We start from the raw sequence: 26,083 nt of genomic DNA, 5'->3' as shown, positions 1-26,083 counted from the left end.
GTCTCTTACTCCGTGATGCTGTCGGCGGTGGCCTCGGCCTCCGCCTGGCTCACGCCAGAACGGCCGAGCAGGTCAGCGACCTTCTTGCCGCGACGCTGCGCCACCGAACGGGGGCTGGTCTGCTCCTTGAGCGCCTCGAAAGTCGCCCGGATCATGTTGTACGGGTTCGAGGTGCCGACCGACTTGGTCACCACGTCGGCCACGCCGAGGCTTTCGAAGATGGCGCGCATCGGACCACCGGCGATGATGCCGGTACCGGCCGGAGCCGCCCGCAGCGCGACCTTGCCAGCGCCGAAGTGGCCCTTGCCGTCGTGATGCAGGGTGCGGCCGTCACGCAGCGGAACGCGGATCATGGCCTTCTTGGCCGCCGCGGTCGCCTTGCTGATGGCTTCCGGCACTTCGCGCGCCTTGCCATGACCGAAGCCGGCGCGGCCCTTACCGTCGCCAACCACGACCAGCGCGGCGAAACCGAAGCGCTTACCGCCCTTCACGGTCTTGGAGACGCGGTTGATGTGGACGAGCTTCTCGATCAGCTCCTCGCCGCCATCGTCGTCGCCGCCACGGCCGCCACGGCGATCGTCACGACGTCCGCCACGGTTGCCGCCGCGGCCGCCGTCACGGCCACCGCCGCGACCGCCACGATTGCCGCCGCCGCCGCCGCGCGGACCACGGGAGTCCTGCTGCTGCTGCTGCGCCGGAGCGCCGGCGTCGGCTGCTTCAGCGGCCGGAGCCGCGTCCGGAGTGCCGGCCTGGGTCTGGGTTTCGATTTCGTCAGCCATCTTTAGAACTCCAGCCCGCCTTCACGGGCGGCATCGGCGAGGGCCTTGACCCGGCCATGGAACAGGAAGCCACCGCGGTCGAACACGACCCGGTCGACGCCAGCAGCCTTGGCGCGCTCGGCCAGGGTCTTGCCGACGAGCTTGGCGCCCTCGGTGGTCGCGTTGGCGGAGCCGCGCAGATCCTTGTCCAGGGTCGAGGCGGCGGCGACCGTGTGGCCGGCGGCGTCGTCGATGATCTGGGCGTAGATGTGACGGCCCGAGCGATGCACCGACAGACGCGGCTTGCCAGCCGAGCGGGCACGCAGCGCCGTGCGCACGCGGCGCCGGCGACGATCGAAGAGGGAAAGCTTGGCCATTACTTCTTCTTCCCTTCCTTGCGGAAGATGAACTCGCCGCGATACTTGATGCCCTTGCCCTTGTACGGCTCGGGCTTGCGCCAGCGACGGATCTCGGCCGCGACCTGACCGACCTTCTGCTTGTCGATGCCGCTGATCTCGACCGTGTTGGGGTCGGGAGTCTTGACGTCGATGCCTTCGGGGATCGCGTAGTTGACGTCGTGGCTGTAGCCGAGCTGCAGGCGCAGGTTCTTGCCCTGGGCCGCGGCGCGGTAGCCGACGCCGGTGATCTCGAGGACCTTGGTGAAGCCCTCGGTCACGCCGGTGACGAGGTTCAGCACGTTGGTGCGCTGCATGCCCCACGCCGCGCGCGAACGCTGGCTGTCATTGACCGGCTGCACACTGATCTGGCCGTCCTCGATCGAGGTCCGGACCAGCTCGTCGAGCATGGTCATCGAGAGGGTGCCCTTGGGGCCCTTGACGCTGAGCGTCTGGCCTTCGAGGTTCGCCGTCACCCCGGCCGGAACCGGGACCGGCTTTTTGCCGATACGGGACATCTTAGAACACCTCCGCCAGGACTTCGCCACCGACGTTCTGCTCACGCGCTTCCGCATCGGAAAGCACGCCGCGAGGAGTCGAGACGATCGTCATGCCAAGGCCGTTGCGAACCCGCGGCAGCTCGCGAGCGCCCGAATAGACCCGGCGACCGGGCTTCGAAACGCGCGCCAGGTGCTGGATCGCAGGCTGGCCTTCGAAATACTTCAGTTCGATCCGCAGGCCCTTCTGGCCCGCCAGCTCCTCTTCCGAGTAGCCGCGGATGTAGCCTTCACGCTGAAGCACGTCGAGGACGTGAGCGCGCAGCTTGGAAGCCGGCGTCAGGACGCTGTCCTTCTTCGCCTGCTGGCCGTTGCGGATGCGGGTGAGCATATCACCCAGGGGATCGGTCATCGCCATCTTGCGGTGTCCTTACCAGCTCGACTTGGTGAGGCCGGGAATCAGCCCCTTGTTGCCCATCTCACGCAGCATGACGCGCGAGAGACGGAACTTGCGGTAATAAGCGCGGGACCGGCCCGTCAGCTCGCACCGATTGCGGATTCGGGTCGGGTTGCCGTTACGGGGCAGCTCCGCCATCTTCAGACGCGCGATCAACCGCTCGGTCTCGTCGAGGCTCTCGTCGTTCGCGATAGCCTTCAGCTTGGCGTACTTGGCCGCCTGCTTTTCGACGAGCTTCTTGCGCCGCTCGTTCTTGTTGATGGAACTCAGTTTCGCCATGACTTAAGTTCTCCTAACCGCTTACGCGGCAGCCTTTTGCTGGTCAGCGTCTGCGGGGAACGGGAAGTTGAAGAGGCGGAGCAGCTCGCGCGCTTCCTCGTCGGTCTTCGCCGTGGTGGTAACGATGATGTCCATGCCGCGGACCTTTTCGATCCGGTCATATTCGATCTCGGGGAACACGATCTGTTCCTTGAGGCCCATCGCATAGTTGCCGCGCCCGTCGAAGCTCTTCGGGTTGAGGCCGCGGAAGTCGCGGACGCGGGGAAGAGCGATCGTCACGAGACGGTCGAGGAACTCGTACATGCGCTCGCGGCGAAGGGTGACCTTGCAACCGATAGGCATGCCCTCACGCAGCTTGAACTGCGCGATCGAGGTCTTGGCCTTGGTGATCACCGGCTTCTGACCGGCGATCAGCTGCATTTCGGCAGCGGCCGCTTCGACCTTCTTCTTGTCCTGGGTCGCTTCGCCAACGCCCATGTTGATGACGATCTTGTCGAGCCGCGGAACCTCCATGTGGTTCTTGTAGCCGAACTTCTCGGTCATCGCCTTGACGATGCGCTCGTCATAATCCTTCCGCAGGCGCGGAGTGTAAGCCTGCTCAGCCATTGATCAGCTCCCCGGACTTGGCCGCGACGCGGACCTTCTTGCCGTCACGCTCTTCGAAGCGGACGCGCGTTGCCTTGCCCGTCTTCGGGTCGGCAATCGCGACCTTCGAGATGTGCAGCGGCGCTTCCTTGCGCTCCAGGCCGCCCTGCGGGGCTGCCTGGGTCGGCTTCTTGTGGCGGGTGGCGACATTGACGCCGCTCACCACGACCTTCTGTTCCTTGGGCATGGAGCGGACGACCTCACCGGTCTTCCCCTTGTCCTTGCCCGACAGGACGACGACCTTGTCGCCCTTCTTGATCTTCGCGGCGGCCATTACAGCACCTCCGGCGCAAGGCTGATGATCTTCATGTGCTTCTTGGCGCGCAGTTCGCGCACCACCGGCCCGAAGATACGAGTGCCGATCGGCTCCTCGTTCTTGTTGACCAGCACGGCGGCATTGCTGTCGAAGCGGATCACCGAACCGTCGGGACGGCGGATGTCCTTGGCGGTGCGAACGATGACGGCGCGGTGCACGTCACCCTTCTTCACGCGGCCCTTCGGAGCGGCTTCCTTGACGGAAACGACGATGATGTCGCCGACGCTCGCGGTGCGGCGCTTGGAGCCACCGAGCACCTTGATGCACATGACGCGCTTGGCACCGCTGTTGTCCGCGACGTCCAGGTTGGACTGCATCTGGATCATGGGTCTACCCTATCCTTCTTCGCGGCCGCTCAGACGTTGGCCGCTTCGGCCAGGTCGGAGGCTTTCGCCTCGCCAACCAGCCCGGCAACGGTCCAGGTCTTGAGCTTGGAAAGCGGAGCGCACTCTTCAATGCGAACCTGCTGACCCACGCTGTAGGCATTCGCCTCGTCGTGGGCATGGTACTTCTTCGACAGCTTGATGATCTTGCCGTACAGCGGGTGCTTCACCCGCCGCTCGACACGGACCACCACGGTCTTGTCACCCTTGTCGGACACCACGGTGCCGGTGAGGACGCGCTTTGGCATCTCGTTACTCTCCTCAGCCCTGCGCCGTCGCGCCAGTGTCCGAAGACTTCTGGCTGCGCTGGCCCTGCAAGGTCTTGATGCGGGCGATGGTCCGGCGGACCTCACGCACGCGGCTCGGCTTCTCAAGCTGGTTGGTGGCCGCCTGGAAGCGCAGGTTGAACTGCTCGCGCTTCAGCTCTCCGAGCTGGGTCGCAAGCTGGTCGTCGGACTTCACCGACAGGTCTTCACGCTTCGCCATGGTTAGTCGGCCTCAACCAGGGTTTCGCCAAGGCGGGCGACCACCTTGACCTTGATGGGGAGCTTTTCCGCCGCACGCTCGAAAGCGGTCTTGGCGAGCGGACCGGGAACGCCGTCCAGCTCGAACAGGATACGACCCGGCTTGACGCGGGCGACCCAATATTCGGGCGAACCCTTGCCCGAGCCCATGCGGACTTCGGCAGGCTTGCTCGACACCGGCACGTCCGGGAAGATCCGGATCCACAAGCGCCCCTGGCGCTTGATGTGACGGGTGATCGCGCGGCGGGCCGCTTCGATCTGGCGGGCGGTGATCCGCTCCGGCTCCATGGCCTTGAGGCCGAAGGCGCCGAAATTGAGCTCGGTTCCGCCCTTGGCATTGCCATGGATGCGGCCCTTGAAGGCCTTGCGGAACTTGGTGCGCTTTGGCTGCAACATGATGTCTGTTCCTTACCGGCGCCGGTCGTCGTCACGCGCGGGGCGGACGCCGGAAGTCTGCGCTTCCATCATCAGGCGGTCCTGGGCGAGCGGGTCGTGACCCAGGATCTCACCCTTGAACACCCACACCTTGACGCCGCACACACCGTAAGCGGTGTGGGCCTGCGCCTCGGCATAATCGACATTGCCGCGCAGCGTGTGCAGCGGCACGCGGCCTTCGCGATAACGCTCGGAGCGAGCGATCTCGGCGCCGCCGAGACGGCCGCCGCACTCGATACGAATGCCTTCCGCACCGAGACGAAGGGCCGACTGAACGGCGCGCTTCATCGCGCGGCGGAACGCGATGCGGCGCTCCAGCTGGTCGGCGATGCCCTGCGCCACGAGGCGCGCATCGACTTCCGGCTTGCGGATCTCGACGATGTTGAGGCTGACTTCCGAACCCGTCATCTTGGACAGGGTCTTCTTCAGCTTCTCGATGTCGGTGCCCTTCTTGCCGATGATCACGCCGGGGCGCGCGGCATAGACGGACACGCGGCACAGCTTGGCCGGACGCTCGATCACCACCTTGGAGATCGCCGCCTGCGGCAGCGTCTTCATGATGTACTGGCGGATCTTGAGATCCTCGAGCAGCAGGCGGCCGTAATCCTGGCCTTCCGCGAACCAGCGGCTGTCCCAGGTGCGGTTGATCTGCAGCCGGAGGCCGATCGGATTGCTCTTCTGACCCATTAGGCTTCTTCCTGCTCGGACACGACGACGCGGATGCGGCTGAACGGCTTGACGATGCGGCTCGACCGACCGCGGGCGCGGGTGGCGAAACGCTTCATCGAGATCGACTTGCCGACACTCGCCTCGGTGACGATCAGCGCGTCGACGTCGAGGTTGTGGTTGTTCTCGGCATTGGCGACGGCCGACGCGAGAACCTTGTACACGTCCTCGCTCATGCCCTTGGGGCTGAACTTCAGGATGTTCAGCGCTTCCTCGACCTTGCGGCCACGGATGAGCTGCGCAACCAGGTTCAGCTTGCGGGCCGAGCCACGGATGGTGTTGCCAACGGCGAGCGCGTCCTTGTCGCCCACCTTGCGGGGTGCTGATGCCTTGCCCATTAGCGCTTGCCCTTCTTGTCGGCGGCATGACCCGGGAAGTAACGGGTCGGCGCGAACTCGCCGAGCTTCATGCCGACCATGTCCTCATTGACCGACACCGGCACGAACTTGCGGCCGTTGTAGACATTGAAGGTGAGGCCGACGAACTGCGGCAGGATGGTCGAGCGGCGCGACCAGGTCTTGATCGGCGCGCGAGCACCCGCGTCCTGAGCGGCTTCCGCCTTCTTCAGGAGCGAAAGCTCGACGAACGGACCCTTCCAGACGGAACGAGCCATCTCTTAGCCCTTCTTCTTGGCGTGGCGGCTACGGATGATGAACTTGTCCGTTGCCTTGTTGTGACGGGTGCGGGCACCCTTGGTCGGCTTACCCCACGGGGTAACCGGGTGACGGCCGCCCGAGGTCCGGCCTTCACCACCGCCGTGCGGGTGGTCGACCGGGTTCTTGGCGACGCCGCGGGTGAGCGGACGGCGACCGAGCCAGCGGGTGCGGCCCGCCTTGGCGAGGGTCTGGTTGCCGTTGTCCGGGTTCGACACGGCACCGACGGTGGCCATGCAGTCCGAACGGACATAGCGCTGCTCACCCGAGTTGAGGCGAACGATGACCATGCCCTTGTCGCGGCCAACGACCTGCACATAGGTGCCGGCGGCGCGAGCGATCTGGCCGCCCTTGCCGGGCTTGAGCTCGACGTTGTGGACAATGGTGCCGACCGGCATCTGGCCGATCTCCATCGCATTGCCCGGCTTCACGTCGACCTTCTTGCCCGCGACAACCTTGTCACCCGGAGCGAGACGCTGCGGAGCGAGGATATAGGCCTGCTCGCCGCCCTCGTAAGTCACGAGCGCGATGAACGCCGACCGGTTGGGGTCATACTCGAGCCGCTCGACGGTAGCCGAGACGTCCCAGGTGCGACGCTTGAAGTCGACGATCCGGTACTTCTGCTTGTGGCCGCCCGCGATGCCGCGGCTGGTCACATGGCCCTTGTTGTTGCGGCCACCGGTCTTGTGCTTGCCTTCGGTCAGCGCCTTGACGGGCTTGCCCTTCCACAGCGCGCTCTTGTCGACGAGGATCAGGCCACGGCGGGCCGGGCTCGTCGGCTTATATGCTTTGAGTGCCATCGGTCCTTAGATCCCGCTCGTGACGTCAATCGGGTCCTGGCCCGGGGCCAGGGTGACGATCGCCTTCTTCTCGTCCGACCGCTGATAGGGCTTGCCCTTCCAGCGCTTGGACTTGCCCTTGGTGACCATGGTGTTCACGTTGGCAACCTTGCGGTTGAACAATGCTTCCACGGCAGCCTTGATTTCCGGCTTGCTGGCGTCGCCCGCGACCTTGAACACGACCGCATTATGCTCGGAGAGCAGAGTCGTCTTCTCGGTGATGTGCGGACCGCGGATCACGTCGTAGTGACGCAGTTCCACCGCCTTGGCCTCGTCCTTCTTAGCCATTGAACCGGGCCTCCAGCTTCTCGAGCCCGGACCGGGTAATGACCAGGGTCTCATGGCGCATGATGTCGTAGACGTTGGCGCCGACCGCCGGGAGCAGGTTCAGCCCCGGAAGGTTCGACGAAGCGTGCGCAAAGCTGACGTTCAGCGCATCGCCGTCGATCACCAGCGCGGTCTTGCCGAAGCCCAGCGAACCGAGCTTCTGCGCGAGCGCCTTGGTCTTGCCTTCGGCGACGTCGAGATTGTCGACGACGATCAGCTGACCGCCCTGAGCCTTGCTGCTCAGCGCCATCTTGAGGCCGAGGGCACGCACCTTCTTGTTCAGCGAAGCGCTGAACACGCGGGCGCGGGGACCGTGGGCCTTGCCGCCGCCGATGAAGATCGGGGCGCGGCGATCGCCGTGACGAGCCGTACCGCCGCCCTTCTGGCGACCGAACTTCTTGCCGGTGCGAGCCACGTCCGACCGCTCGCGAGCGGCGCGGGCCGGGGCGCGGCGATTGACCAGCTGCCAGGTGACGACGCGATGCAGGATGTCGGCGCGCGGCTCGACACCGAACACGGCGTCATTGAGCTCGACTTCACCGGATCCAGCGGCGTCGAGGGTCTTTACTTCGACCTTCATCGCTTAGCCTTCCGTGCTCTCGTCGGTGGCGGGCGCAGTGTCCGTCACCTGAGCGTCGTTGTTCTGGGGAGCCGCGGCGGCGGTCTTCAGACCGGCCGGGTACGGCGCATTCTCGTTGCGGGCGAGCTTGACCGAGTCCTTGACGGTCAGCCAGCTGCCCTTGTGACCGGGCACCGAGCCCTTCACGAACAGCAGGCCACGCTCGACGTCCGTGCGGACGATCTCGAGGTTCTGCTGGGTGCGGTTGCGGGCGCCCATGTGGCCGGCCATCTTCTTGTTCTTGAAGACGCGGCCCGGGTCCTGGCGGTTACCGGTCGAACCGTGCGAACGGTGCGAGACGGACACGCCGTGAGTGGCGCGAAGACCACCGAAACCCCAGCGCTTCATGGCGCCGGCGAAGCCCTTACCCTGGGTGACACCGGAGATGTCGACCATCTGGCCTTCGACGAAGTGGTCGGCCGAGATTTCCGAACCGACGTCGAGGAGCGCGTCCTCGGCGACCCGGAACTCGACCATCTTGGCCTTGAGCTCGACCTCGGCCTTGCCGAAGGCGCCGCGCTGCGGCTTGTTGACATTCTTCGCCTTGGCAGCGCCGGCACCGAGCTGGACGGCGGTATAACCGTCCTTGTCGCTCTCGCGGCGGCTGACAACCTGGACGCCATCGAGTTGGAGAACAGTCACGGGAACGTGACGGCCGTCCGCCTGAAACAGGCGGGTCATTCCAACCTTCTTGGCGATCACGCCAGTGCGCATGATCACTCACTCCTCACAGAGGCCTAGTCCGTTACCGGAAGAGGCATGCAGCCCGTGAAAAAGTGCGTCGCCCCGCCTGGGCTATTCCTGCCGAGGCAGGAAGCGGGGGACGCAGACCGGGCTACCTTCTTTTGGAAGGCTTCCCGCGGTATCCCTTGTAGTTCTTCGCAGCAGGATCGCTTGGAGCGATTCAACCGCCGCGCACAGGCCCTTAGGCCAGTTTGATCTCCACGTCTACACCTGCCGCGAGGTCGAGCTTCATAAGTGCATCGACGGTCTGCGGGGTCGGCTGCACGATGTCGAGCAGACGCTTGTAGGTGCGCACCTCGAACTGCTCGCGTGACTTCTTGTCGACGTGCGGCGAACGGTTGACGGTGAACTTCTCGATGCGGGTCGGAAGCGGAATCGGGCCACGGATCAGAGCACCGGTACGACGCGCGGTGTCGGCAATGTCGCCGGTCGCCTGATCAAGCACGCGGTGATCAAAGGCTTTCAGACGAATCCGGATGTTCTGAGTTTCCATGGGTTCCACTACCGATTGCAAAGAGCCGCACGAACTGTTTCCAGTCCGCAAAAACAATGAGGCCGCAGCCGACTATCCCCGGTTACCCGGGTCGGTGTGACCCCAACGCTGAAACTTGTTGGCCGGGACGAATCCGTGGCCGTGTGGAGGGGCTCCTACAGAGGTGGACGGTGGAGATCAAGCCCCGCAGGAGCGAAACGCATCAACCCACGCGATCCCAGATGGCTTGAGCTTGGCGCTACGGCCGCAGTTCAATCGTCACGCGTTGCTCATAGCTGTCCCAATAGCTCACGTTCAGCACGCCGAGCACGCCTTGCGCAGGCGTATCCTGGCAGCGAGTGCTGATCCGCAGCACCTGCCCCAAGCCGTCAACCTTCGATCTGACTTCATGGAGTAGTCGTGCCGAGGGCTTTCGCCCGTTCACCGAGAGCGCCACCAGCCGCGAGACGTAATAAGGCTGCTTGTTGGTGGCATCCGGCTGCCGCAACTCAACGGAGATGATTGCTTGGTTCGGCCTTTCCGACCGACCGCACCACCATCGCTCGACGATCTCACGACGTCCCGGCTCATGGCTGAGCAGATAGCGATGAGTGGGAATCGGCATCGGGCAGGTGTCGGCTGCGGCTACTACCGAGCCATCTGAACAGTTTTGCGTGCCTGGCGCCGTTGTTTGCATCTGCGAGGCCAGCCCAGCGATGGGCGCGAGAAACAATGGTGCAAGCATAAGCTTCCCTTGGCGGCCACATTGCCCGGATCGGCAAGGCCTGGATGGCGCAACGGTCGGTCGGCGATCAAGCCCTGCCCTCACCGCTTTAAGAATCCTCCACGCAGCGAAGTGAGGGGCCCTGCCGTGACCCCCCTGCATCCGGAGAAGCGTCAGCTACTTCGGACGAAAGAAGACCCCGGCGCCTCGTCATGAAGCACCGGGGCCGATCTGGTCCTTGGTTCGAGTCGACGAGCCTGGGCCGACGAACGGCCCGGCTTGCGGCAAAGGTTACTTGCGGGCCTTGCGGGCGGCGTAGCGGGCGTCGCGGGCGGCCTTCATTTCCTCGGGCGAGGCCGGCTTGAGGCGGGCCGCCTTCAGCTCGGCGGCCACCCTCGCCTCTTCAAGGTCGGCAGCCTTCTTGGCGGCCTTTTCGGCCTTGAGACGCGCGGTCTCTTCCTTTTTCGCTGCTCGCTCGGCTGCCAGCTTCTGCTGCTCGGCTTCCCAGGCTTCGCGCTGGGCGGCGAGCTCAGCGGCGTCGGGCGTCGGGCGCGCTGCCAGCTTGGCCAGCGCCTTTTGCCTGGCGAGGTTGGCCGCTGCCGCGCGATCCTGAAACGAAGGGTCCTTGAATGAAGCCACTCTGCATCCTCTTTTTCATTGAACGTTGCTGACAAGAGGAAAGGCCCGGCGCCTCTTGCGAGACACCGGGCCCTTCTCAGTCAGTTCCTCGCACCCGAAGGTACGAAGCGCTTACTTGGTGATGGTGCCGACAACGCCGGCGCCGACGGTACGGCCGCCTTCGCGGATGGCGAAACGCAGGCCCTGGTCCATCGCGATCGGAGCGATCAGCTTGACACCGAGGGTGACGTTGTCGCCCGGCATGACCATCTCGGTGCCCTCGGGAAGGGTCACTTCGCCGGTCACGTCGGTGGTGCGGAAGTAGAACTGCGGACGATAGTTGGCGAAGAACGGCGTGTGACGGCCACCTTCGTCCTTCGACAGCACGTACACTTCGGCCGAGAAGTCGGTGTGCGGGGTGATCGAGCCCGGCTTGCAGAGGACCTGACCACGCTCCACGTCGTCGCGAGCGACGCCGCGGATCAGCGCACCGATGTTGTCGCCGGCCTGGCCCTGGTCGAGCAGCTTGCGGAACATTTCGACGCCGGTGACGACGGTCTTCTTGGTGTCCTTGATGCCGACGATCTCGACTTCCTCGCCAACCTTGACGATGCCGGTCTCGACACGGCCGGTCACGACGGTGCCGCGGCCCGAGATCGAGAACACGTCTTCGATCGGCATCAGGAACGCCTTGTCGAGCGGACGCTCCGGCTGCGGGATCCAGTCGTCAACGGCCTGCATCAGCTTCAGGATGGCCTGCTTGCCGATCTCTTCGTTGCTGTCCTCGAGGACGGCGAGGGCCGAACCGGCGACGATCGGAATGTTGTCGCCGTCGAAGCCGCGCTTGGAAAGCTCCTCGCGGATTTCGAGCTCGACGAGCTCGAGCAGCTCGGGATCGTCGACCTGGTCGACCTTGTTGAGGAAGACGACCATGGTCGGAACGCCGACCTGGGCCGCGAGCAGGATGTGCTCCTTGGTCTGCGGCATCGGGCCGTCAGCGGCCGACACCACCAGGATCGCGCCGTCCATCTGCGCCGCGCCGGTGATCATGTTCTTCACATAATCGGCGTGGCCCGGGCAATCGACGTGCGCATAGTGGCGGTTCTTGGTCTCATACTCGACGTGCGCCGTCGAGATGGTGATGCCGCGCTCGCGCTCTTCCGGAGCCTTGTCGATGTTCGCGAAGTCGACCTTCTGGCTCAGGCCTTCCTCCGACAGCACCTTGGTGATCGCCGCAGTCAGCGACGTCTTGCCATGGTCGACGTGACCGATGGTGCCGATGTTCACGTGCGGCTTGTTCCGCTCGAATTTCGCCTTCGCCATTTTACGCCTCTTCTTAGGGTATGTTGATCAGGCCCGCTCGCCCGATTGCGAGCGCGCCCTTAGCGTCAAAAATAAGGTTACGCCAGCTTCGCCTTGACCTCGTCCGCAACGTTCTGCGGAACTTCGTCATAGTGCGAGAACTGCATCGAGTACTGAGCGCGGCCCTGGGTGAAGGAACGCAGCTGGTTCACGTAGCCGAACATGTTGGCCAGCGGGACCATCGCCTCGACGACCTGGGCATTGCCCCGGCTATCGGTGCCCTGGATCTGACCACGGCGGCTGTTGATGTCGCCGATCACGTCGCCGAGATAATCCTCGGGGGTGACCACCTCGACCTTCATCACCGGCTCGAGCAGCGTGATACCGGCCTTCTGGGCCGCTTCACGCATTGCACCGCGGGCGGTGATTTCGAACGCCAGCGCCGACGAGTCGACGTCATGGTACGCACCGTCATACAGCACGATGTCGAAGTCGATGATCGGGAAGCCGACCAGCGAGCCCGTCGCCGCCGTCTCGCGGAAGCCCTTTTCGATCGCGGGGATATATTCCTTGGGAATATTACCGCCCTTGATCTCGTCCTTGAAGACGATGCCGGCGCCGCGTTCACCCGGGGTCAGCTTGACCTTGACGCGGCCGAACTGGCCGGTGCCGCCCGACTGCTTCTTGTGGGTGTAGTCGATGTCGACGGGCTTCTTCAGATATTCGCGATACGCGACCTGCGGAGCGCCGACATTGGCCTCGACCTTGAACTCACGCTTCATGCGGTCGACCAGGATCTCGAGGTGGAGCTCGCCCATCCCCTTGATGATGGTCTGGCCGCTCTCGTGGTCGGTGGTGACGCGGAACGAGGGATCCTCGGCGGCCAGGCGATTGAGGGCAACGCCCATCTTTTCCTGGTCGGCCTTGGTCTTGGGCTCCACCGCGACCTCGATGACGGGCTCGGGGAATTCCATGCGCTCGAGCACGATCGGCTTGGCCGGGTCGCACAGCGTGTCGCCGGTGGTGGTCTCCTTGAGGCCCGCGATCGCGACGATGTCGCCCGCACGCGCTTCATCGATGTCCTCACGCGAGTTCGCGTGCATGAGGAGCATACGGCCGATCTTTTCCTTCTTGTCCTTCACCGAGTTCAGGTAGCTGCCCTTGGTCAGCGTGCCCGAATAGATGCGGGTGAAGGTGAGCGAGCCGACGAACGGGTCGTTCATGATCTTGAACGCCAGCGCCGAGAACGGCACGTCATCCGACGCTTCGCGGGTGTCGGCTTCCTCGGTGCCCGGCTTGACGCCTTCGACCGGCGGAATGTCGAGCGGGCTCGGCAGATAGTCGATCACGGCGTCGAGCAGGGGCTGGACGCCCTTGTTCTTGAACGCCGAGCCGCAGACGATCGGAACGAAGTCCATCGCCAGCGTGCCCTTGCGGAGCAGCTTCTTGAGCGTCGCGGTGTCGGGCTCGGTGCCTTCGAGATAGGCTTCCATCGCCGCATCGTCCTGTTCGACGGCGAGTTCGATCAGGTCGCTGCGATACTTGGCGGCCTTTTCCTTCAGGTCATCGGGGATGTCCTGATATTCGAACTTCGCGCCCAGCGACTCTTCGAGCCAGATGATCGCGCGGTTGTTGACGAGGTCGACCAGGCCCTTGAAGCCGCCTTCCATGCCAATCGGCAGGTACAGCACGGCCGGGCGGGCGCCCAGGCGCTCGACGATGGTGTCGACGCAATAATAGAAATCGGCACCGGTGCGGTCGAGCTTGTTGACGAAGCACATCCGCGGAACCTTGTACTTGTCCGCCTGGCGCCACACGGTTTCCGACTGCGGCTCGACGCCGGCAACGCCGTCGAAGCAGGCGACCGCGCCGTCGAGCACGCGCAGCGAACGCTCGACTTCGATGGTGAAGTCGACGTGGCCGGGGGTGTCGATGATGTTGATCAGATGCTCTTCGCCCTGACCGTCATCGGCCTTCCACTTGCAGGTGGTGGCAGCCGACGTGATCGTGATCCCGCGCTCCTGCTCTTGCTCCATCCAGTCCATGGTGGCGGTGCCTTCGTGCACTTCGCCGATCTTGTAGGACTTGCCGGTGTAATAAAGGATGCGCTCGGTCGTCGTGGTCTTGCCGGCGTCGATGTGCGCCATGATGCCGATATTGCGGTAACGATCGAGCGGATGGCTGCGGGCCATGATCTTGGGTTCCTTAGCGATGTGGGGAGCCGGCCCAGCGGCCCGCTCCCCACGATATAGGTGTTTGTTTTACCAGCGGTAGTGGCTGAAGGCGCGGTTCGCTTCGGCCATGCGGTGGGTGTCTTCGCGCTTCTTCACCGCGTTGCCGCGATTCTGCGAGGCGTCCATCAGTTCACCCGACAGGCGGGCGGCCATGGTCTTTTCCGAACGCGCGCGGGCGGCGGTGATCAGCCAGCGGATGGCTAGCGCCTGGGCGCGGACGTCGCGGACTTCGACCGGCACCTGGTAGGTCGCACCACCGACTCGGCGGCTGCGGACCTCGATGCCCGGCTTCACGTTGTTGAGCGCTTCGTGGAAGACCCCGATCGGGTCCTTCTTGAGGCGGGTCTCGACCACGTCGAGGGCACCGTAAACGATGCTCTCGGCGACCGACTTCTTACCGTCGAGCATGATGTTGTTCATGAACTTCGACAAGGTGATGTCACCGAACTTCGGGTCCGGCAGGATCTCGCGCTTTTCTGGGCGACGACGACGGGACATGTGGAATTCCTTCTTCGAGCGGCGCGCCTGCTCTTTCTCAGGCGGCGCGCACCAACGACCAGCTTACTTCGGGCGCTTGGCGCCGTACTTGGAGCGCGACTGACGGCGGTCCTTGACACCCTGGGTGTCGAGCACGCCGCGAAGCACGTGATAGCGGACACCCGGAAGGTCGCGCACACGGCCGCCACGGATCAGCACAACGCTGTGCTCCTGGAGGTTGTGGCCTTCGCCCGGGATGTAGCTGATCACTTCGCGCTGGTTGGTCAGGCGGACCTTGGCCACCTTGCGCAGCGCCGAGTTCGGCTTCTTCGGAGTGGTCGTATAGACCCGGGTGCAGACCCCGCGCTTCTGCGGGTTCTGGTCCATCGCAGGGACCTTGCTCTTGGCCTTCTGCGGCTCGCGACCCTTGCGGATCAGCTGGTTGATCGTTGGCATGAAGCCCTTCACCTTTGAGTTGCGGGAAGACCCCGCGGTTACTTTGGCTGTTCAAGCGAGAAAAACCGGCCGACCCGAAGGCCGCCGGCCAGTCATGCGCACAAACAAACGCAATGTTCAGCTCTGTCCGGGGATCACAAGACCCGTACGGACGTGCGGCCCCTTAGCGAAGCGCCCTGTGCCGGTCAACCACGCGCTTCCCGCGCGATCGGCAAATCCGGATGCATCCAAAGCGGAGGTTGGTTTCCGAAACTGGTTACCGGTCGGTTGATAACAAGGGGCAAGCTGAACGTGTCCTCACCCTTTGCCAAGCAGGATCTGACGCATGCCCAAGCCCTTCCGACCCGCCCTCCTCGCCCCGCTCGGGCTGGCCCTGTGCCTGGCAGCGCCGGCGTCGGCGGTGCCCGTGTCGTTCGACGCCAACCTTCTCGCCTCCTGCATCCTGACTGTCGGGACCAGCGGCACGCTCGGCACCAACAGCGACGGAACCCGCATCGGATCGGAGGAAACGGGAGGCGGCGCCGCGACCCTGACCATCGTCGCCGCGGGCGGACGGCCGACCATCACCGTCGGCGCGCCATCTCTGACCCAGAAGCCGGCGGCCTATCTCGGCTCGCCGACGGTCAACATCCGGTACACCTCGCCGGGCGGCGCGAACCAGGCCTATACCGCCGGCGCGACCAGCTACAGCAGCAGCAACATCCTGGGTGACAGCCTGACGCTGCACGCCCGCGCGACCGATCCCGACGGGCTGGCCGCCGGCACCTACCGGATCCAGACCCAGGTGACCTGCCAGCAATGACCCGCGCCGCCCTCTTCGCCGCGCTGGCTTCGACCCTCGCCGCCGCGCCGGCCCTTGCGGTCGGGCTTGGGCCGCTGCGCAACGAGGGCACCACCTTGAGCGAGCGCAAGGGGTTCTACCTGACCCTCATCAATCCCTATCCCGGCGCCCACCGCTTTCGCATGACCGCAATCGGGATGGAGGACGAAACGGTCCAGCCGCGGGTCGTCATCCCGGCCGGCAATCCCGTGCTGGGGGCCCAAAGCCAACGCCGCCTGCTCGTCTTCGCCACCGGGCTCAAGCCGGGCGAAACCATGTCCTTCCGGGTCTGCGCCGAGCGCGACGCCCCGCTCGAAAAGGAGCTGATCCATGCCCGCGTCTGCGCGAAGCTGGTTGCCCATCGTCGCGCTTAAGCTGCTGCTGGGCGCCACCGCGGCGTCGGCACAGTCCGGCGTCTACCTGCCGCCAGCCCCGCAGGGACCGGGCGGCGAGGACACGATCGAAACCCAGAGCGGCACCCGCTGCCGCCAGAGCATCAACAGCAACGAGGGCTATCTCGATGTCGGCGTGTCGGGATCGACCGCGTCGGGCATCCCCAGCAACGGCAACATCTTCGTCAGTATCAACGAGCGCGACCGCCAGGCGCTCGGCTATGCGCGAATCACCGTCCCGCTCGGCCGCAAGCCCAAGCGGCTCGACTGCTCGCGCATCTACGAACTGGAGATTCAGCGGCTGCGCGATGAATTGGCGCTGCTGAAGATGAACGCCGAATAGCGTGCGACCTCAGCTGGCGGGCTTCACCACCTCGCCGCGGGCCATTACGAAGGCGACGGTCTTGAGCAGGCGCACGTCGGCCAGCGGATCGCCGGCGACCGCGATGATGTCGGCGCTCTTGCCCGGCTCGATGGTGCCGACCTCGCTCGACAGGCCGAGCAGTTCGGCATTGTTGATCGTCGCGGCCTTGATCGCCTGGGCGGCGGGCATGCCGTATTTTACCATCAGTTCGAACTCGTCGGCGTTGCGGCCGTGCTTGGAAACGCCGGCGTCGGTGCCAAAGCAGATGCGGACTCCGGCCGGATAGGCCTTCAAGAGGCTTTGTCCGGTGATCCCGATCCGCCAGTCGATCTGCTTCTTGACCGCCGGCGGATAGGCGTTGGGGTCCTTGGCGAGCCGCTCCAGATAGCCGTTCACGGTCGAAAGCGTCGGCACGTAGCAGGCGTTGGCGGACTTGAAGAGGCGGATCGCCTCGTCGTCCATGTCGGTGCCATGCTCGATCGAATCGGCGCCGTTGCGGAGCGCCAGCTTGACCCCGTCGCGGCCATGGGCGTGGACCGCGACCTTCTTGCCATAGGCGTGGGCGGTCCTGATCAGCGCTTCGGCCTCGTCCTGCTCCATGCGGGTCATGAGGCCGGTGCCGCTGTTGACCCCGCCGGTGGTGGCGATCTTGATGACGTCGGCGCCGCGGCTGATCTGGTAGCGCACCGCCCGGCGGCAATCGGCCGCGCCGTCGCACAGGTGGTGGGTGGCGGTGTGAGCGTCGACGTCGTCGTTGGTGCCGTTGCGGCCGTCCATGTGGCCGCCGGTGGTGGAGATGCTCTGCCCGGCCGAGACGATGCGCGGTCCCTGCACCCAGCCGCGCGCGATGGCGTCGCGATAGGCGAGGGTGTAGCCATTCTCGCCGTCGCCGAGGTTGCGCACGGTGGTGAAGCCCGCGCGCAGGGTCTTCATCCCGTTCATCTGGGTTTCGAAGGTCTGCATCGCGACGCTGTCGGTGAATTCGGCAAGCTGCCCCTCGTTGCCGGCCCGGTCGCTGGTGAGGTGGACGTGAGCGTCGATCAGACCCGGCAGGACGGTCTTGTCCTTGAGGTCGATCAGCGCGCCGGTCGCCGCCTGAAAGCCCGCGGTGACGCTGACGATCCGGCCGTTATCGACGACGATGGTCGACGGACCCTGCGGCGCCTGGCCCGGAACCGCGAGAAGCCGGCCGGCGTGGATGGTGACGGGCGCAGCGGTCGCGGCGGCGCTCGCCAGAAGGAATGCCGTCGCCGCCAGTGTCTTGCCGATCATCTTGCCCCACCCTTTTGTATCGTCGCCCCGGACCTGTTCCGGGATCCCGCCTAAACCTTCGCGAAGAGAGAAGAAGCGGAACCGCGGGTCAAGCCCGGGGTGATGTTAGTCGGGTGGGAGCAAGCCTTACTCGGTCGTTTCGCCATTCCATTCGTCATTGTCGTGGTCGGCCTCGGCCTGCGCCTTGGTCTTGTGGACGACCTTGTCCTTGTGTTCGGGCGGGCCGTAGATCGAGTAGAATTGCAGCGGCTCCTCGCCGGTGTTCTTCACGTTATGGCAGGCGCCGGCGGGCACGATGACCGCGAAATCGTCCGCGACCTTGTTCTCGACGCCGTCGATGACGACCACACCCTCGCCTTCCTCGAAGCGGAAGAACTGGTCACGGTCCTCGTGGGTCTCCTCGCCGATCTCCTCGCCCGGCGCGAGGCTCATCAGCACCAGCTGGAGATGCTCGCCGGTGTAGAGGACGCGGCGGAAGTCGTTGTTGGCGATGGTCGCTTCTTCGATATCGTCGCAATAGCCGCGCTTGATGGTGGTGGTGTCGCTCACTTGATCTTCTCCAGCGAGTTGAGGTGCTTCTGGACGACGCCGGAGACCTTGGACGCATGGTCCTTGAGCGGCCCGGCCGGCGCCGCGGCGAGATAGGCGTTGACCTTGGCCAGCGTATCCTGGTGGCCGGCGCGCTGGTCGCCGAGGTACAGCGTGTCGAATTCGGCCCCGCGCTTGGTCTTCAGAGACTCGATCTTGGTCTGCAGTTCGGGCGGCAGCGCGGCCGGCACCGGAATGCCGGACTGGGCGGCCGCGGCCTTGAGCTCGGTGGTCGACTTGCCGTGCTCGTCGATCATCATCTGGGCGTAGGTCTTGATCGACGGCTTGACCGCCTTGTCGAGCGCGAGCTTGCTGCTTTCGACCTCGAACATGTCGCTGGCGGCGGCGTTCTGGACGTAGGCCTGGTCGGCCGAGGCGTTGGCCGCGGCGCCCATGTTGCCGTCGGAGGCGACGCTGTTGTCGATCGACGCCTCGTCGGTCGTCCCCTGCGTCTGATTGTTGGAGATGCTGGTCCCCTGCTCCTTGCAGGCGGACAGGGCGAGTGCGGCCAGCGCGGTGGCGGCGAGTAGCTTGTTCATGATTGGCACCCTTGCGTGTGAAGTCGCAGGGTCCAACCGGGCAACGCGCCGCTCTGTTCCTTACCGGCTCAAGGTCTCGTGTCGGGCCTTACCAACTGGCCGCCCTTGATGACGGCGGCGGGCCGTTCGAGCAGCCGGACGTCGGCCAGAGGGTCGCCGGCGACCGCCACCATGTCGCCATAGCGGCCGACCTCGATCGCCCCGACGTCCTTTTCCCGGCCGAGCGCTTCGGCGGCATTGCGAGTGGCGGCCCGCACGGCTTCGAGCGGGGGCATTCCCCACTGCACCATGGTCGCGAATTGGCGGCTGGCGAGCGCGTGCGGCATCACCCCGGCATCGGTGCCGAACACCATCTTCACCCCCGCGCGATAGGCCTTGCGAAAGTTCTGGCGCTGGATCTCGGCGATTTCCCGGTCCTTGCGCAGATTGTCTTCGAGCACGCCGTTCTTCTTGCCTTCCGACTGGGTGTAGTCGGTGTTGTAGATATCCATCGAAAACCAGCACGGCCGCGCGCGCTGGGCGCACAGCTTGATCCCCTCGTCGTCCGCCAGGCTGGCATGTTCGATGGTGTCGATCCCGGCGCGCACCGCGGCCTTGATCCCGTCGGCGCCGTGGGCATGGGCAGCGACGCGCAGGCCCCACTGGTGCGCCTCGTCGGCGATCGCGCGCAGCTCGGTTTCGGAGAGTTGCTGCTGGCCGGGCTCGGTATTGTGCGAGAAGACGCCGCCGGTCGCGCAGACCTTGATCACCTCGGCGCCATATTTGCGCTGGCGGCGGACCTGGTAGCGAAGCTCCTCGGGATTGTCGCCGACGCCTTCTTCCTTGCCCGCGCTTTCATAGCTCGGGGGTAGCCCGGTCTTGTCGCAATGGCCGCCGGTCGCGCCAAGCGCGTGGCCCGCGGGCACGATGCGCGGGCCGACCGCATAGCCTTCCTCGATCGCTTCCTTGACCCCGACGTCGGCCCAGTCGGACGATCCGACGTTGCGCACGGTGGTGAAGCCCGCGTCGAGCATCTTGCGGGCATTGCCGACCGCGATCGCGGTCCAGAAGCTGTCGGTATATTCAAGGTCGCGGTGCCCGCCGATCTCTGCGGCCGAGCTCAAATGCACGTGCATGTCGATGAGGCCGGGCAGCAGCGTCTTGCCGCCCAGGTCGATGTGCCTGACGTCCGAGCTCCACCGCACGGTGCGGGCGTCGGCGACCGAGGTGATCCGCCCGTCGTCGCCGATGAAGATGGCGGGGTAATCGACATATTTGCCGGTCTTGACGTCGAGCATCCGGTCGGCGGTGACCACGACCTTTTCGGCCAGCGCCGGCGCATGCGTCAGGAGTGCGGCGGCAGCGGCGGTGATCAGCAGGCGCTTCATCGAAATTCCCCCTCGTGTCGCTCATGTTGAGCGCAACTCACGGTCCGGCGCAACGCCCGGCATTGCGCGGGCGAGCGCCCACCCCATCTTTTGACCATGCCTACCCTGTCAGTCCTCGACCTCGCCCCGATCCCGCAAGGGTCGGAAGCGGGCGACGCGCTTCGCAACTCCGCCGACCTTGCCGCCCATGCCGAAAAGCTCGGCTACAAGCGCTACTGGATGGCCGAGCACCATTCGATGCCCGGGATCGCCAGCGCCGCGACGGCGGTCGCCCTCGCCTTTGTCGGCGCCAACACCTCGACCATCCGGATCGGGGCCGGCGGGATCATGCTGCCCAACCACGCGCCGCTGACCATCGCCGAGCAGTTCGGGACGCTGGAAGCGCTCTATCCCGGGCGGGTCGACCTTGGCCTCGGCCGTGCGCCGGGGACCGACCAGGCCGCCGCTTATGCACTGCGCCGCAACCTCCAGTCCGATGCCAACCAGTTCCCGCAGGACGTGCTGGAGCTGCAATCCTACCTGCGCGGCGGTGAGCAGAGGGTGCGCGCGGTGCCGGGCGAAGGCATGGACATCCCGCTGTGGATTCTCGGCTCCAGCACCTTCGGAGCCCAATTGGCGGCGATGCTCGGCCTTCCCTACGCCTTCGCCTCGCACTTCGCGCCGGGGCAGATGATGGAAGCGATCAAGGTCTATCGCGAGAGCTTCCGCCCCTCGGCGCAGCTGGCCGAGCCTTACGTGATGCTCGGCTTCAACGTCATCGCCGCCGACAGCGACGAGGAAGCGCAATTGCTGGCGACATCGATCCAGCAGGCGTTCGTCGCCTTGCGCACCGGGACGCCGGGCAAGCTTCCGCCGCCAAGGGCGGGCTTCAAGGACACGCTGCCGCTATCGGCGCGCGCGATGCTCGACCAGTTCCTGTCCTGCTCGGCGATCGGCAGCCCCGAGACCGTCCGCCGCCAGACGCTCGAGTTCATCGAGCGGACGGGGGCCGACGAGCTGGTCGTCACCGCGCAGATCCACGATCACCAGGCGCGGCACCGGTCCTACCAGCTGCTGGCCGAGGCGGTGATGCGGGAGCCTGCGCTGGCCGCCTGATCACATGTGCAGAACGCGCCCGTCCGCGGCGAGGATGCTCTCGTGCATCATCTCCGACAGGGTCGGGTGCGGGAAAATCGTCTGCGCGAAATCCTCGTCGATCAGTTCGGCGGTCTTGCCGACCGTGTAGCCCTGAATCAGCTCGGTAACCTCGGCGCCGATCATGTGCGCGCCGAGCAGTTCGCCCGTTTTGGCGTCGACCACGGTCTTGATGAAGCCCTCGGTCTCGCCGAGCGCGATCGCCTTGCCGTTGCCGATGAAGGGGAATTTGCCGACCTTGACCTCATGGCCGAGCTCCTTGGCCTTGGCCTCGGTCAGGCCGACTGACGCCACCTGCGGATGGCAATAGGTGCAGCCCGGGATGTTGGACCGGTCGAGGGCGTGCGGGTGCACCTCCTTGTTGCCGAGTTCCTGCGCGATCGCCTCGGCGGCGGTGACGCCTTCGTGGCTCGCCTTGTGCGCCAGCCACGGCCCCGGGGTGCAGTCGCCGATTGCCCACAGGCCCTTGGCCTTGGTCCGGCCGTAGGGATCGATCTGGATGAACCCGCGATCCATCTCGACCAGCTGCTCGATCCCGACCTTCTCGGTGTTGGGGACGATCCCGACCGCGACGATGCAGTGGCTGAAGTCCTGTTCGGCGACCTTGCCGTCCTTGCCCTTGATCTTCGCTTTCACGCCCGAGGCCGACGTCGCGATCGACTCGACCCCGGCGCCGGTCATGATCGTGATGCCCTGCCGAGTCAGGCTCTTCTCGAGCAGGACCGAGACTTCGGCATCCTCGACAGGGACGATCCGGTCGAGCATTTCGACCACCGTCACCTCGGCGCCCATATCGTTGTAGAAGCTCGCGAACTCGATCCCGATCGCGCCCGAGCCGATGACCAGCAGCTTGGTCGGCATTTCGGCCGGGGTCATCGCGTGACGATAGGTCCAGATGCGCTTTCCGTCGGCCGGCGCGAACGGCAGGTCGCGCGCCCGGGCGCCCAGCGCCAGGATCACGTGCTTGGCGCTGAGCTGTTTCTCGCCCTTGTCGCTCTTCACCGTCATGCTGGTCGGGCCGGTCATGGTGCCGGTGCCCATGTGCACGGTGATCTTGTTCTTCTTCATCAGGTGCGTGACGCCCTGATTGAGCTGCTTGGCGACGCCGCGGCTGCGCTTCACCACCGCCGCGAGATCGGCCTCGATCTTGCCGGCGAGAGTCAGGCCATAATCCTGCGCATGCTGCGCATAATGGAGGATCTCGGCCGAGCGGAGCAGCGCCTTGGTCGGGATGCAGCCCCAGTTGAGGCAGATGCCGCCGAGGCTCTCGCGTTCGACGATCGCGGTCTTGAGCCCGAGCTGCGCCGCGCGGATCGCCGCGACATAGCCGCCGGGGCCCGAACCCAGCACGATGAGGTCGTAGTTTTCAGCCATTCGTCTCTTCCTTCGCCGCGATCGGCCGCGGCCTGTTGTTCTCGTCCAGGGCGACGAAGGTGAACTCGCCCTCCGCCACCAATGTCTCGGCGTCCCCGTCCCGCGCCCGCGCGATGCCCTCGGCCCGCAGCAGCAGCGAGGTGCGGCCCCGCTTCACCAGCTCGACATAAACGCTGAGCTCGTCGCCCACCGCCATCATGCCGGGAAACTTGAGCTTCTCCGCCCCGACCAGGATCGCCTTCCCCGCGCTGTGCCGCGAGGCAAAGCTCCCGCAAGCGAGGCCCATCTGCCCCATCAGCCAGCCCCCGAACACGCCGCCATAAGGGTTGGTGTCGGCGGGCATCGCCGTGGTGCGGATGAGGGGCGCGCGGTCAATCATGGGTAACGATCCAGCGTTGCCAGCCGAGGAGAAGAGCCAAGAGCACGAGAGGCCCGCTTCCGATCATCATGGCCCAAGCAATCGCTCCAATTTGCCCCTGCTGAGCTCCGGATACGAGAATGATAAGGGCACAAAGTATCGGCAGTACAAGCATAAGCTCTAAAACCAATATGCGTTGATTACGGTCGAAGATTGAAAGGACGAACCCAACGAAACCGCATGCAAGCAGCACAAAGGCACTTATCCAGAAAGTAAACCCAACCGTCACCGGCGCAAACCAGCGCTGCCGCGCTTCCGAATAAGACATTCCATCTGCGTCATACATCGCCGCCAGAGTAGAATGCTTAACGAAGAGCGGTTGCAGCAGATGGTCAAGGAACCCGGCAAGCCATGGCGCGACAATCCACGCCACGAAAGTGAGGGCGAAAACTTGCTTTGGTGTGATCAAGCCACCAGACCCAGCGGGCTTTCGATCAGTTCCTTGAGCGTCTTCATTAGGCGCGCGCCGTCCGCGCCGTCGATGGCGCGATGGTCGAAGCTGCCGGTGATGCTCATCACGGTGGCCACGGTCAGTTCCTGGCCATCGACCCACGGGCGCTTCTCGCCCGCGCCGACCGCGAGGATCATCGCCTGGGGCGGGTTGATGACGGCGTCGAACTGCTTGATCCCGAACATGCCCATGTTCGACAGGCTCGCGGTGCCGCCCTGATATTCGTGCGGCTGCAGCTTGCCTTCCTTGGCCCGGCCCGCAAGCTCGCCGATCTCCTGGCTGATGCGGCTGACCGACTTGGCCGCGGCGTCGGTGACGATCGGGGTGATGAGGCCGCCGGGGATGCTGACCGCGACCGCGATGTCGGAGCGCTTGTACATGATCAGCTGGTCGGGGGTGAAGCTGACGTTGCACTCGGGCACGGCCTCGAGCGCGACCGCCAGCGCTTTGATCAGCAGGTCGTTGACGCTGAGCTTGATCTTGCGGCCGGCAAGCCCGGCGTTGAGCTCGGAGCGCAGCTTGAGCAGCGCATCGAGGCGGACGTCGACCGTCAGGTAGATGTGCGGAATGTCGCGCTTCGCCTCGTGCAGGCGGCGGGCGATGGTCTTGCGCATGTTCGAAAGCTTGACGGCTTCATGCGGGATGTCGGTGCTGAACGGCTGCGCGGGCGCCGAAGAAGCCGCCGGAGCAGCAGCAGCGGCGGCGGGCGCGGCGGCCGGTGCCTGCGGCTGGGCAGCGGCACCACCGGCAGCCTTGCCGAGGTCGGCGCGGACGATCCGCCCGCCGGGGCCCGAACCGGTCAGGGTCGACAGGTCGATCCCCTGCGCCTCGGCCAGCTTGCGGGCGAGCGGGCTCGCCTTGACGCGGTCGCCCTCGGCATGGGGCGGAGCAGCGGGAGCGGCCGGCGCGGGCGGCGTTTCGACCGGCGCGGTGACCGGCGCTTCGCTCTTCGGGGTCGGGTCGGGCTTGGGAGCCGCAGCGGCGGCGGGCGCTGGCGCGGGCGCAGCGGCGAGCGCGGGCGATGCCGCCTCTTCGCCTTCGCCGCCGATCAGCGCGATCGGGGTTCCGACCTTCACCCCGTCGGTGCCCTCGGCGACCAGGATCTTGGAAATGACGCCTTCGTCGACCGCTTCGAATTCCATGGTCGCCTTGTCGGTCTCGATCTCGGCGAGGATGTCGCCGCTGGACACGGTGTCGCCTTCCTTGACCAGCCACTTGGCCAGCGTCCCTTCCTCCATGGTCGGGGACAGAGCGGGCATCTTCAGTTCGATCGCCATGGGATCCTTCGGGCAAGCTTGGAGTGAGTCCGATCCCTGAAAGACCATGCCCCCTTGCCCGTCAAGCAGCCGCAGTCCAGTGAAGTGCCATGAGCGAGGCGAAGCGCACCTATCTGGTGGTGATGGACGACAGCAGCGAGGCGCGAGTCGCCCTTCGCTTCGCCGCCCGCCGCGCCGCCAAGACCGGTGGCGGCCTCGAGGTGCTGGCGATCACCACCGCGCAGGATTTCGTGCAATGGGGCGGCGTCCAGGCCGCGATCGAGGAAGAGCAGCAGCTGCGGATCGAGGCGCGCGTCGCCGAAGCGCTGGGCGAGCTTCCCGGGATCGAGGCCTTCCGCCCCGGCGCCATCCTGATTCGCGCCGGCGAGCCAGTGGCGCTGGTCCGCGACCTGCTGGCGGAGCGCGAGGACATCGCCGCCCTCGTCCTTGCCGCCGCACCCTCCGGCGACCCCGGCGACATGGTCGCGGCCTTTACCGGCAGTGATTCGGGCAAGCTCCCCTGCCCGGTGATGGTGATCCCCGGGAGCCTCAGCGACGAACGGCTGGAAGCGCTGAGCTGAGGTCCGAAGGACACATTTCCCGAAGTTCCGCCGGCCGTTAACCCCTTGTTGGTTGCTTATTTTCTTTGCAGCCGAAAAAAGATGCGCGGCTTCCGTTCGCGAAGCTTTGTCTCAAGGGGGAGTAAGAATATGCGTCGTCTCATCCGCGTTGGCCTTTGCGCCGCCGCGTTCAGCATCGCGCCCGTCGTTATCGCTCAGGCTGCGGTCGCCCAGTCTGCACCCAGCATGGCGCCAGTCATGGTCCGCGCCGGCACCATGGTCGCGATGACCCCGATGAAGGAAATCGCCAGTTCCAAGGTCAAGGTCGGTGACTCGTTCGAATTCACCGTCGTCAACGACGTGGTCGAGAACGGCGTGGTTGCCGTGCCGCGCGGCAGCAAGGCGCTTGGCCTGATCAAGTGGAAGACCGGCAAGGCCATCGGCGGCAAGTCGGGCAAGTTCGAAGTCGAATTCAAGCAGCTCAACGTCAACGGCAAGGTCATTCCGCTGAGCGGCGTCCACCGTCAGGAAGGCAAGGGCAACACTGTCGGCGCGCTGTTCGGCTCGATGTGGATCAGCGGCCGCTCGGCCATCATGACCCCGGGTCAGATCGTCAATGCGATGGTCGCCGAAAACACCGTCGTCTGATTTGTTGCGGCGCGCGGTTC

General features: G+C 65.4%; 39 protein-coding genes. 6 read left to right on the top strand and 33 right to left on the bottom strand.

Translation table 11 applies throughout. The features are described from left to right. Positions 1-5: 5 nt before the first annotated feature. The 25 genes from rpsE to rpsL form a co-directional block, all read right to left on the bottom strand. On the bottom strand, positions 6-779 hold the full coding sequence (gene rpsE / locus ABD729_RS06090; RefSeq protein ID WP_344709261.1) for a 30S ribosomal protein S5: 774 nt from the start codon (positions 777-779) through the stop codon (positions 6-8). Positions 780-781: 2 nt separating this feature from the next. Further along, a complete protein-coding gene (gene rplR, locus ABD729_RS06085; RefSeq protein ID WP_344709260.1) occupies positions 782-1,135 on the bottom strand; it encodes a 50S ribosomal protein L18 in 354 nt (117 codons plus the stop codon). Continuing rightward, on the bottom strand, positions 1,135-1,671 hold the full coding sequence (gene rplF, locus ABD729_RS06080) for a 50S ribosomal protein L6 (protein WP_344709259.1): 537 nt from the start codon (positions 1,669-1,671) through the stop codon (positions 1,135-1,137). The genes rplR and rplF overlap by 1 nt, the downstream gene beginning before the upstream one ends. A gap of 1 nt (position 1,672) precedes the next feature. Further along, positions 1,673-2,068: a 30S ribosomal protein S8 gene (gene rpsH, locus ABD729_RS06075; protein ID WP_029941092.1), complete on the bottom strand. Its 396-nt coding sequence runs from the start codon at positions 2,066-2,068 to the stop codon at positions 1,673-1,675. A gap of 12 nt (positions 2,069-2,080) precedes the next feature. Continuing rightward, complete coding sequence (rpsN, locus tag ABD729_RS06070) at positions 2,081-2,386, bottom strand: 30S ribosomal protein S14 (RefSeq protein ID WP_344707500.1); 306 nt, start codon at positions 2,384-2,386, stop codon at positions 2,081-2,083. A gap of 21 nt (positions 2,387-2,407) precedes the next feature. Continuing rightward, positions 2,408-2,992: a 50S ribosomal protein L5 gene (gene rplE, locus ABD729_RS06065; protein WP_344709258.1), complete on the bottom strand. Its 585-nt coding sequence runs from the start codon at positions 2,990-2,992 to the stop codon at positions 2,408-2,410. Continuing rightward, positions 2,985-3,305, bottom strand: coding sequence for a 50S ribosomal protein L24 (gene rplX, locus ABD729_RS06060; RefSeq protein WP_344709257.1), 321 nt, complete (start codon positions 3,303-3,305; stop codon positions 2,985-2,987). The genes rplE and rplX overlap by 8 nt, the downstream gene beginning before the upstream one ends. After that, complete coding sequence (rplN, locus tag ABD729_RS06055; RefSeq protein ID WP_168068190.1) at positions 3,305-3,673, bottom strand: 50S ribosomal protein L14; 369 nt, start codon at positions 3,671-3,673, stop codon at positions 3,305-3,307. The genes rplX and rplN overlap by 1 nt, the downstream gene beginning before the upstream one ends. A 29-nt stretch (positions 3,674-3,702) precedes the next feature. Beyond that, positions 3,703-3,978: a 30S ribosomal protein S17 gene (gene rpsQ / locus ABD729_RS06050; RefSeq protein ID WP_249503711.1), complete on the bottom strand. Its 276-nt coding sequence runs from the start codon at positions 3,976-3,978 to the stop codon at positions 3,703-3,705. A gap of 13 nt (positions 3,979-3,991) precedes the next feature. After that, complete coding sequence (gene rpmC, locus ABD729_RS06045; RefSeq protein ID WP_344709255.1) at positions 3,992-4,216, bottom strand: 50S ribosomal protein L29; 225 nt, start codon at positions 4,214-4,216, stop codon at positions 3,992-3,994. 2 nt (positions 4,217-4,218) lie between these two features. Then, the gene (gene rplP / locus ABD729_RS06040) at positions 4,219-4,650 is read right to left on the bottom strand and encodes a 50S ribosomal protein L16 (protein ID WP_300975312.1); all 432 of its coding nucleotides are present in this window, start codon (positions 4,648-4,650) and stop codon (positions 4,219-4,221) included. Between the two features lie 12 nt (positions 4,651-4,662). Beyond that, positions 4,663-5,376 (bottom strand): 30S ribosomal protein S3, encoded by a 714-nt coding sequence (gene rpsC / locus ABD729_RS06035; protein ID WP_344709254.1) that lies wholly within the window; start codon positions 5,374-5,376, stop codon positions 4,663-4,665. Then, positions 5,376-5,753 carry a 50S ribosomal protein L22 gene (gene rplV, locus ABD729_RS06030; protein ID WP_344709253.1) on the bottom strand — a complete coding sequence of 126 codons (378 nt, stop codon included), beginning with the start codon at positions 5,751-5,753 and terminating at the stop codon, positions 5,376-5,378. Before rplV ends, rpsC begins: the two co-directional genes overlap by 1 nt. Then, complete coding sequence (rpsS, locus tag ABD729_RS06025) at positions 5,753-6,028, bottom strand: 30S ribosomal protein S19 (RefSeq protein WP_314443247.1); 276 nt, start codon at positions 6,026-6,028, stop codon at positions 5,753-5,755. The genes rplV and rpsS overlap by 1 nt, the downstream gene beginning before the upstream one ends. Positions 6,029-6,031: 3 nt before the next feature. Beyond that, positions 6,032-6,868, bottom strand: a complete 837-nt coding sequence (rplB, locus tag ABD729_RS06020; RefSeq protein ID WP_344709252.1) for a 50S ribosomal protein L2 — start codon at positions 6,866-6,868, stop codon at positions 6,032-6,034. Between the two features lie 6 nt (positions 6,869-6,874). Next, positions 6,875-7,195 (bottom strand): 50S ribosomal protein L23, encoded by a 321-nt coding sequence (locus tag ABD729_RS06015; RefSeq protein WP_344709251.1) that lies wholly within the window; start codon positions 7,193-7,195, stop codon positions 6,875-6,877. Continuing rightward, positions 7,188-7,814 (bottom strand): 50S ribosomal protein L4, encoded by a 627-nt coding sequence (rplD, locus tag ABD729_RS06010; protein WP_344709250.1) that lies wholly within the window; start codon positions 7,812-7,814, stop codon positions 7,188-7,190. Before rplD ends, ABD729_RS06015 begins: the two co-directional genes overlap by 8 nt. A gap of 3 nt (positions 7,815-7,817) precedes the next feature. Next, entirely contained in the window at positions 7,818-8,567 is a 750-nt protein-coding gene (rplC, locus tag ABD729_RS06005; RefSeq protein ID WP_344709249.1) for a 50S ribosomal protein L3, read from the bottom strand. Between the two features lie 211 nt (positions 8,568-8,778). Next, on the bottom strand, positions 8,779-9,090 hold the full coding sequence (gene rpsJ / locus ABD729_RS06000; RefSeq protein WP_028969184.1) for a 30S ribosomal protein S10: 312 nt from the start codon (positions 9,088-9,090) through the stop codon (positions 8,779-8,781). Between the two features lie 238 nt (positions 9,091-9,328). After that, positions 9,329-9,814, bottom strand: coding sequence for a hypothetical protein (locus tag ABD729_RS05995; RefSeq protein WP_344709248.1), 486 nt, complete (start codon positions 9,812-9,814; stop codon positions 9,329-9,331). Positions 9,815-10,084: 270 nt separating this feature from the next. Continuing rightward, the gene (locus ABD729_RS05990; protein ID WP_344709247.1) at positions 10,085-10,432 is read right to left on the bottom strand and encodes a DUF6481 family protein; all 348 of its coding nucleotides are present in this window, start codon (positions 10,430-10,432) and stop codon (positions 10,085-10,087) included. 111 nt (positions 10,433-10,543) lie between these two features. Continuing rightward, positions 10,544-11,734, bottom strand: coding sequence for an elongation factor Tu (tuf, locus tag ABD729_RS05985; protein WP_344709246.1), 1,191 nt, complete (start codon positions 11,732-11,734; stop codon positions 10,544-10,546). A 77-nt stretch (positions 11,735-11,811) separates the two neighbouring features. Beyond that, entirely contained in the window at positions 11,812-13,905 is a 2,094-nt protein-coding gene (fusA, locus tag ABD729_RS05980) for an elongation factor G (protein WP_344709245.1), read from the bottom strand. Positions 13,906-13,974: 69 nt separating this feature from the next. Further along, positions 13,975-14,445: a 30S ribosomal protein S7 gene (rpsG, locus tag ABD729_RS05975; RefSeq protein ID WP_344709244.1), complete on the bottom strand. Its 471-nt coding sequence runs from the start codon at positions 14,443-14,445 to the stop codon at positions 13,975-13,977. Positions 14,446-14,508: 63 nt separating this feature from the next. Then, the gene (gene rpsL / locus ABD729_RS05970; RefSeq protein ID WP_168068175.1) at positions 14,509-14,880 is read right to left on the bottom strand and encodes a 30S ribosomal protein S12; all 372 of its coding nucleotides are present in this window, start codon (positions 14,878-14,880) and stop codon (positions 14,509-14,511) included. Between the two features lie 325 nt (positions 14,881-15,205). Here rpsL and ABD729_RS05965 point away from each other — a divergent pair, with 325 nt between their 5' ends. From ABD729_RS05965 to ABD729_RS05955, 3 genes are read left to right on the top strand one after another with little or no spacing between them, the layout of a single operon-like run. Continuing rightward, positions 15,206-15,682: a hypothetical protein gene (locus tag ABD729_RS05965; protein ID WP_344709243.1), complete on the top strand. Its 477-nt coding sequence runs from the start codon at positions 15,206-15,208 to the stop codon at positions 15,680-15,682. Further along, positions 15,679-16,074 carry a hypothetical protein gene (locus tag ABD729_RS05960; protein ID WP_344709242.1) on the top strand — a complete coding sequence of 132 codons (396 nt, stop codon included), beginning with the start codon at positions 15,679-15,681 and terminating at the stop codon, positions 16,072-16,074. The genes ABD729_RS05965 and ABD729_RS05960 overlap by 4 nt, the downstream gene beginning before the upstream one ends. Beyond that, positions 16,031-16,435, top strand: a complete 405-nt coding sequence (locus ABD729_RS05955; RefSeq protein WP_344709241.1) for a hypothetical protein — start codon at positions 16,031-16,033, stop codon at positions 16,433-16,435. The genes ABD729_RS05960 and ABD729_RS05955 overlap by 44 nt, the downstream gene beginning before the upstream one ends. Positions 16,436-16,444: 9 nt before the next feature. Here ABD729_RS05955 and ABD729_RS05950 read toward each other — a convergent pair whose 3' ends face one another. From ABD729_RS05950 to ABD729_RS05935, 4 genes are all read right to left on the bottom strand, one after another. Then, a complete protein-coding gene (locus ABD729_RS05950) occupies positions 16,445-17,728 on the bottom strand; it encodes a metal-dependent hydrolase family protein (RefSeq protein ID WP_344709240.1) in 1,284 nt (427 codons plus the stop codon). A 126-nt stretch (positions 17,729-17,854) separates the two neighbouring features. Beyond that, the gene (locus ABD729_RS05945; RefSeq protein ID WP_344709239.1) at positions 17,855-18,277 is read right to left on the bottom strand and encodes a cupin domain-containing protein; all 423 of its coding nucleotides are present in this window, start codon (positions 18,275-18,277) and stop codon (positions 17,855-17,857) included. After that, positions 18,274-18,855 carry a DUF4142 domain-containing protein gene (locus tag ABD729_RS05940; RefSeq protein ID WP_344709238.1) on the bottom strand — a complete coding sequence of 194 codons (582 nt, stop codon included), beginning with the start codon at positions 18,853-18,855 and terminating at the stop codon, positions 18,274-18,276. The genes ABD729_RS05945 and ABD729_RS05940 overlap by 4 nt, the downstream gene beginning before the upstream one ends. A gap of 68 nt (positions 18,856-18,923) precedes the next feature. After that, on the bottom strand, positions 18,924-20,222 hold the full coding sequence (locus ABD729_RS05935) for a Xaa-Pro dipeptidase (RefSeq protein WP_344709237.1): 1,299 nt from the start codon (positions 20,220-20,222) through the stop codon (positions 18,924-18,926). A gap of 96 nt (positions 20,223-20,318) precedes the next feature. Between ABD729_RS05935 and ABD729_RS05930 the strand changes: the two genes are divergently transcribed. Next, complete coding sequence (locus ABD729_RS05930; protein WP_344709236.1) at positions 20,319-21,317, top strand: LLM class flavin-dependent oxidoreductase; 999 nt, start codon at positions 20,319-20,321, stop codon at positions 21,315-21,317. Here the strand turns inward: ABD729_RS05930 and lpdA are convergent, their stop codons facing one another. Genes lpdA through ABD729_RS05910 form a run of 4 tightly spaced genes read right to left on the bottom strand, consistent with a single transcriptional unit; the run spans position 21,318 to position 24,876 of the window. Continuing rightward, positions 21,318-22,730, bottom strand: coding sequence for a dihydrolipoyl dehydrogenase (gene lpdA, locus ABD729_RS05925; RefSeq protein ID WP_344709235.1), 1,413 nt, complete (start codon positions 22,728-22,730; stop codon positions 21,318-21,320). Continuing rightward, on the bottom strand, positions 22,723-23,109 hold the full coding sequence (locus tag ABD729_RS05920) for an acyl-CoA thioesterase (protein WP_344709234.1): 387 nt from the start codon (positions 23,107-23,109) through the stop codon (positions 22,723-22,725). Before ABD729_RS05920 ends, lpdA begins: the two co-directional genes overlap by 8 nt. After that, positions 23,102-23,521 (bottom strand): hypothetical protein, encoded by a 420-nt coding sequence (locus tag ABD729_RS05915; RefSeq protein ID WP_344709233.1) that lies wholly within the window; start codon positions 23,519-23,521, stop codon positions 23,102-23,104. Before ABD729_RS05915 ends, ABD729_RS05920 begins: the two co-directional genes overlap by 8 nt. Before the next feature lie 32 nt (positions 23,522-23,553). Further along, complete coding sequence (locus tag ABD729_RS05910; protein ID WP_344709232.1) at positions 23,554-24,876, bottom strand: pyruvate dehydrogenase complex dihydrolipoamide acetyltransferase; 1,323 nt, start codon at positions 24,874-24,876, stop codon at positions 23,554-23,556. A gap of 89 nt (positions 24,877-24,965) precedes the next feature. On the opposite strand from ABD729_RS05910, the gene ABD729_RS05905 reads away from it, so the two are divergent. Further along, positions 24,966-25,436 carry a universal stress protein gene (locus ABD729_RS05905; protein ID WP_344709231.1) on the top strand — a complete coding sequence of 157 codons (471 nt, stop codon included), beginning with the start codon at positions 24,966-24,968 and terminating at the stop codon, positions 25,434-25,436. A 129-nt stretch (positions 25,437-25,565) separates the two neighbouring features. After that, positions 25,566-26,063 carry a hypothetical protein gene (locus ABD729_RS05900; protein WP_344709230.1) on the top strand — a complete coding sequence of 166 codons (498 nt, stop codon included), beginning with the start codon at positions 25,566-25,568 and terminating at the stop codon, positions 26,061-26,063. Positions 26,064-26,083: the final 20 nt, after the last annotated feature.

The sequence above is a fragment of the Sphingomonas humi genome (genome assembly GCF_039536725.1).
GTDB classification, from domain to species: domain Bacteria; phylum Pseudomonadota; class Alphaproteobacteria; order Sphingomonadales; family Sphingomonadaceae; genus Sphingomicrobium; species Sphingomicrobium humi.
This window is presented reverse-complemented; position numbering and strand designations above follow the sequence as displayed.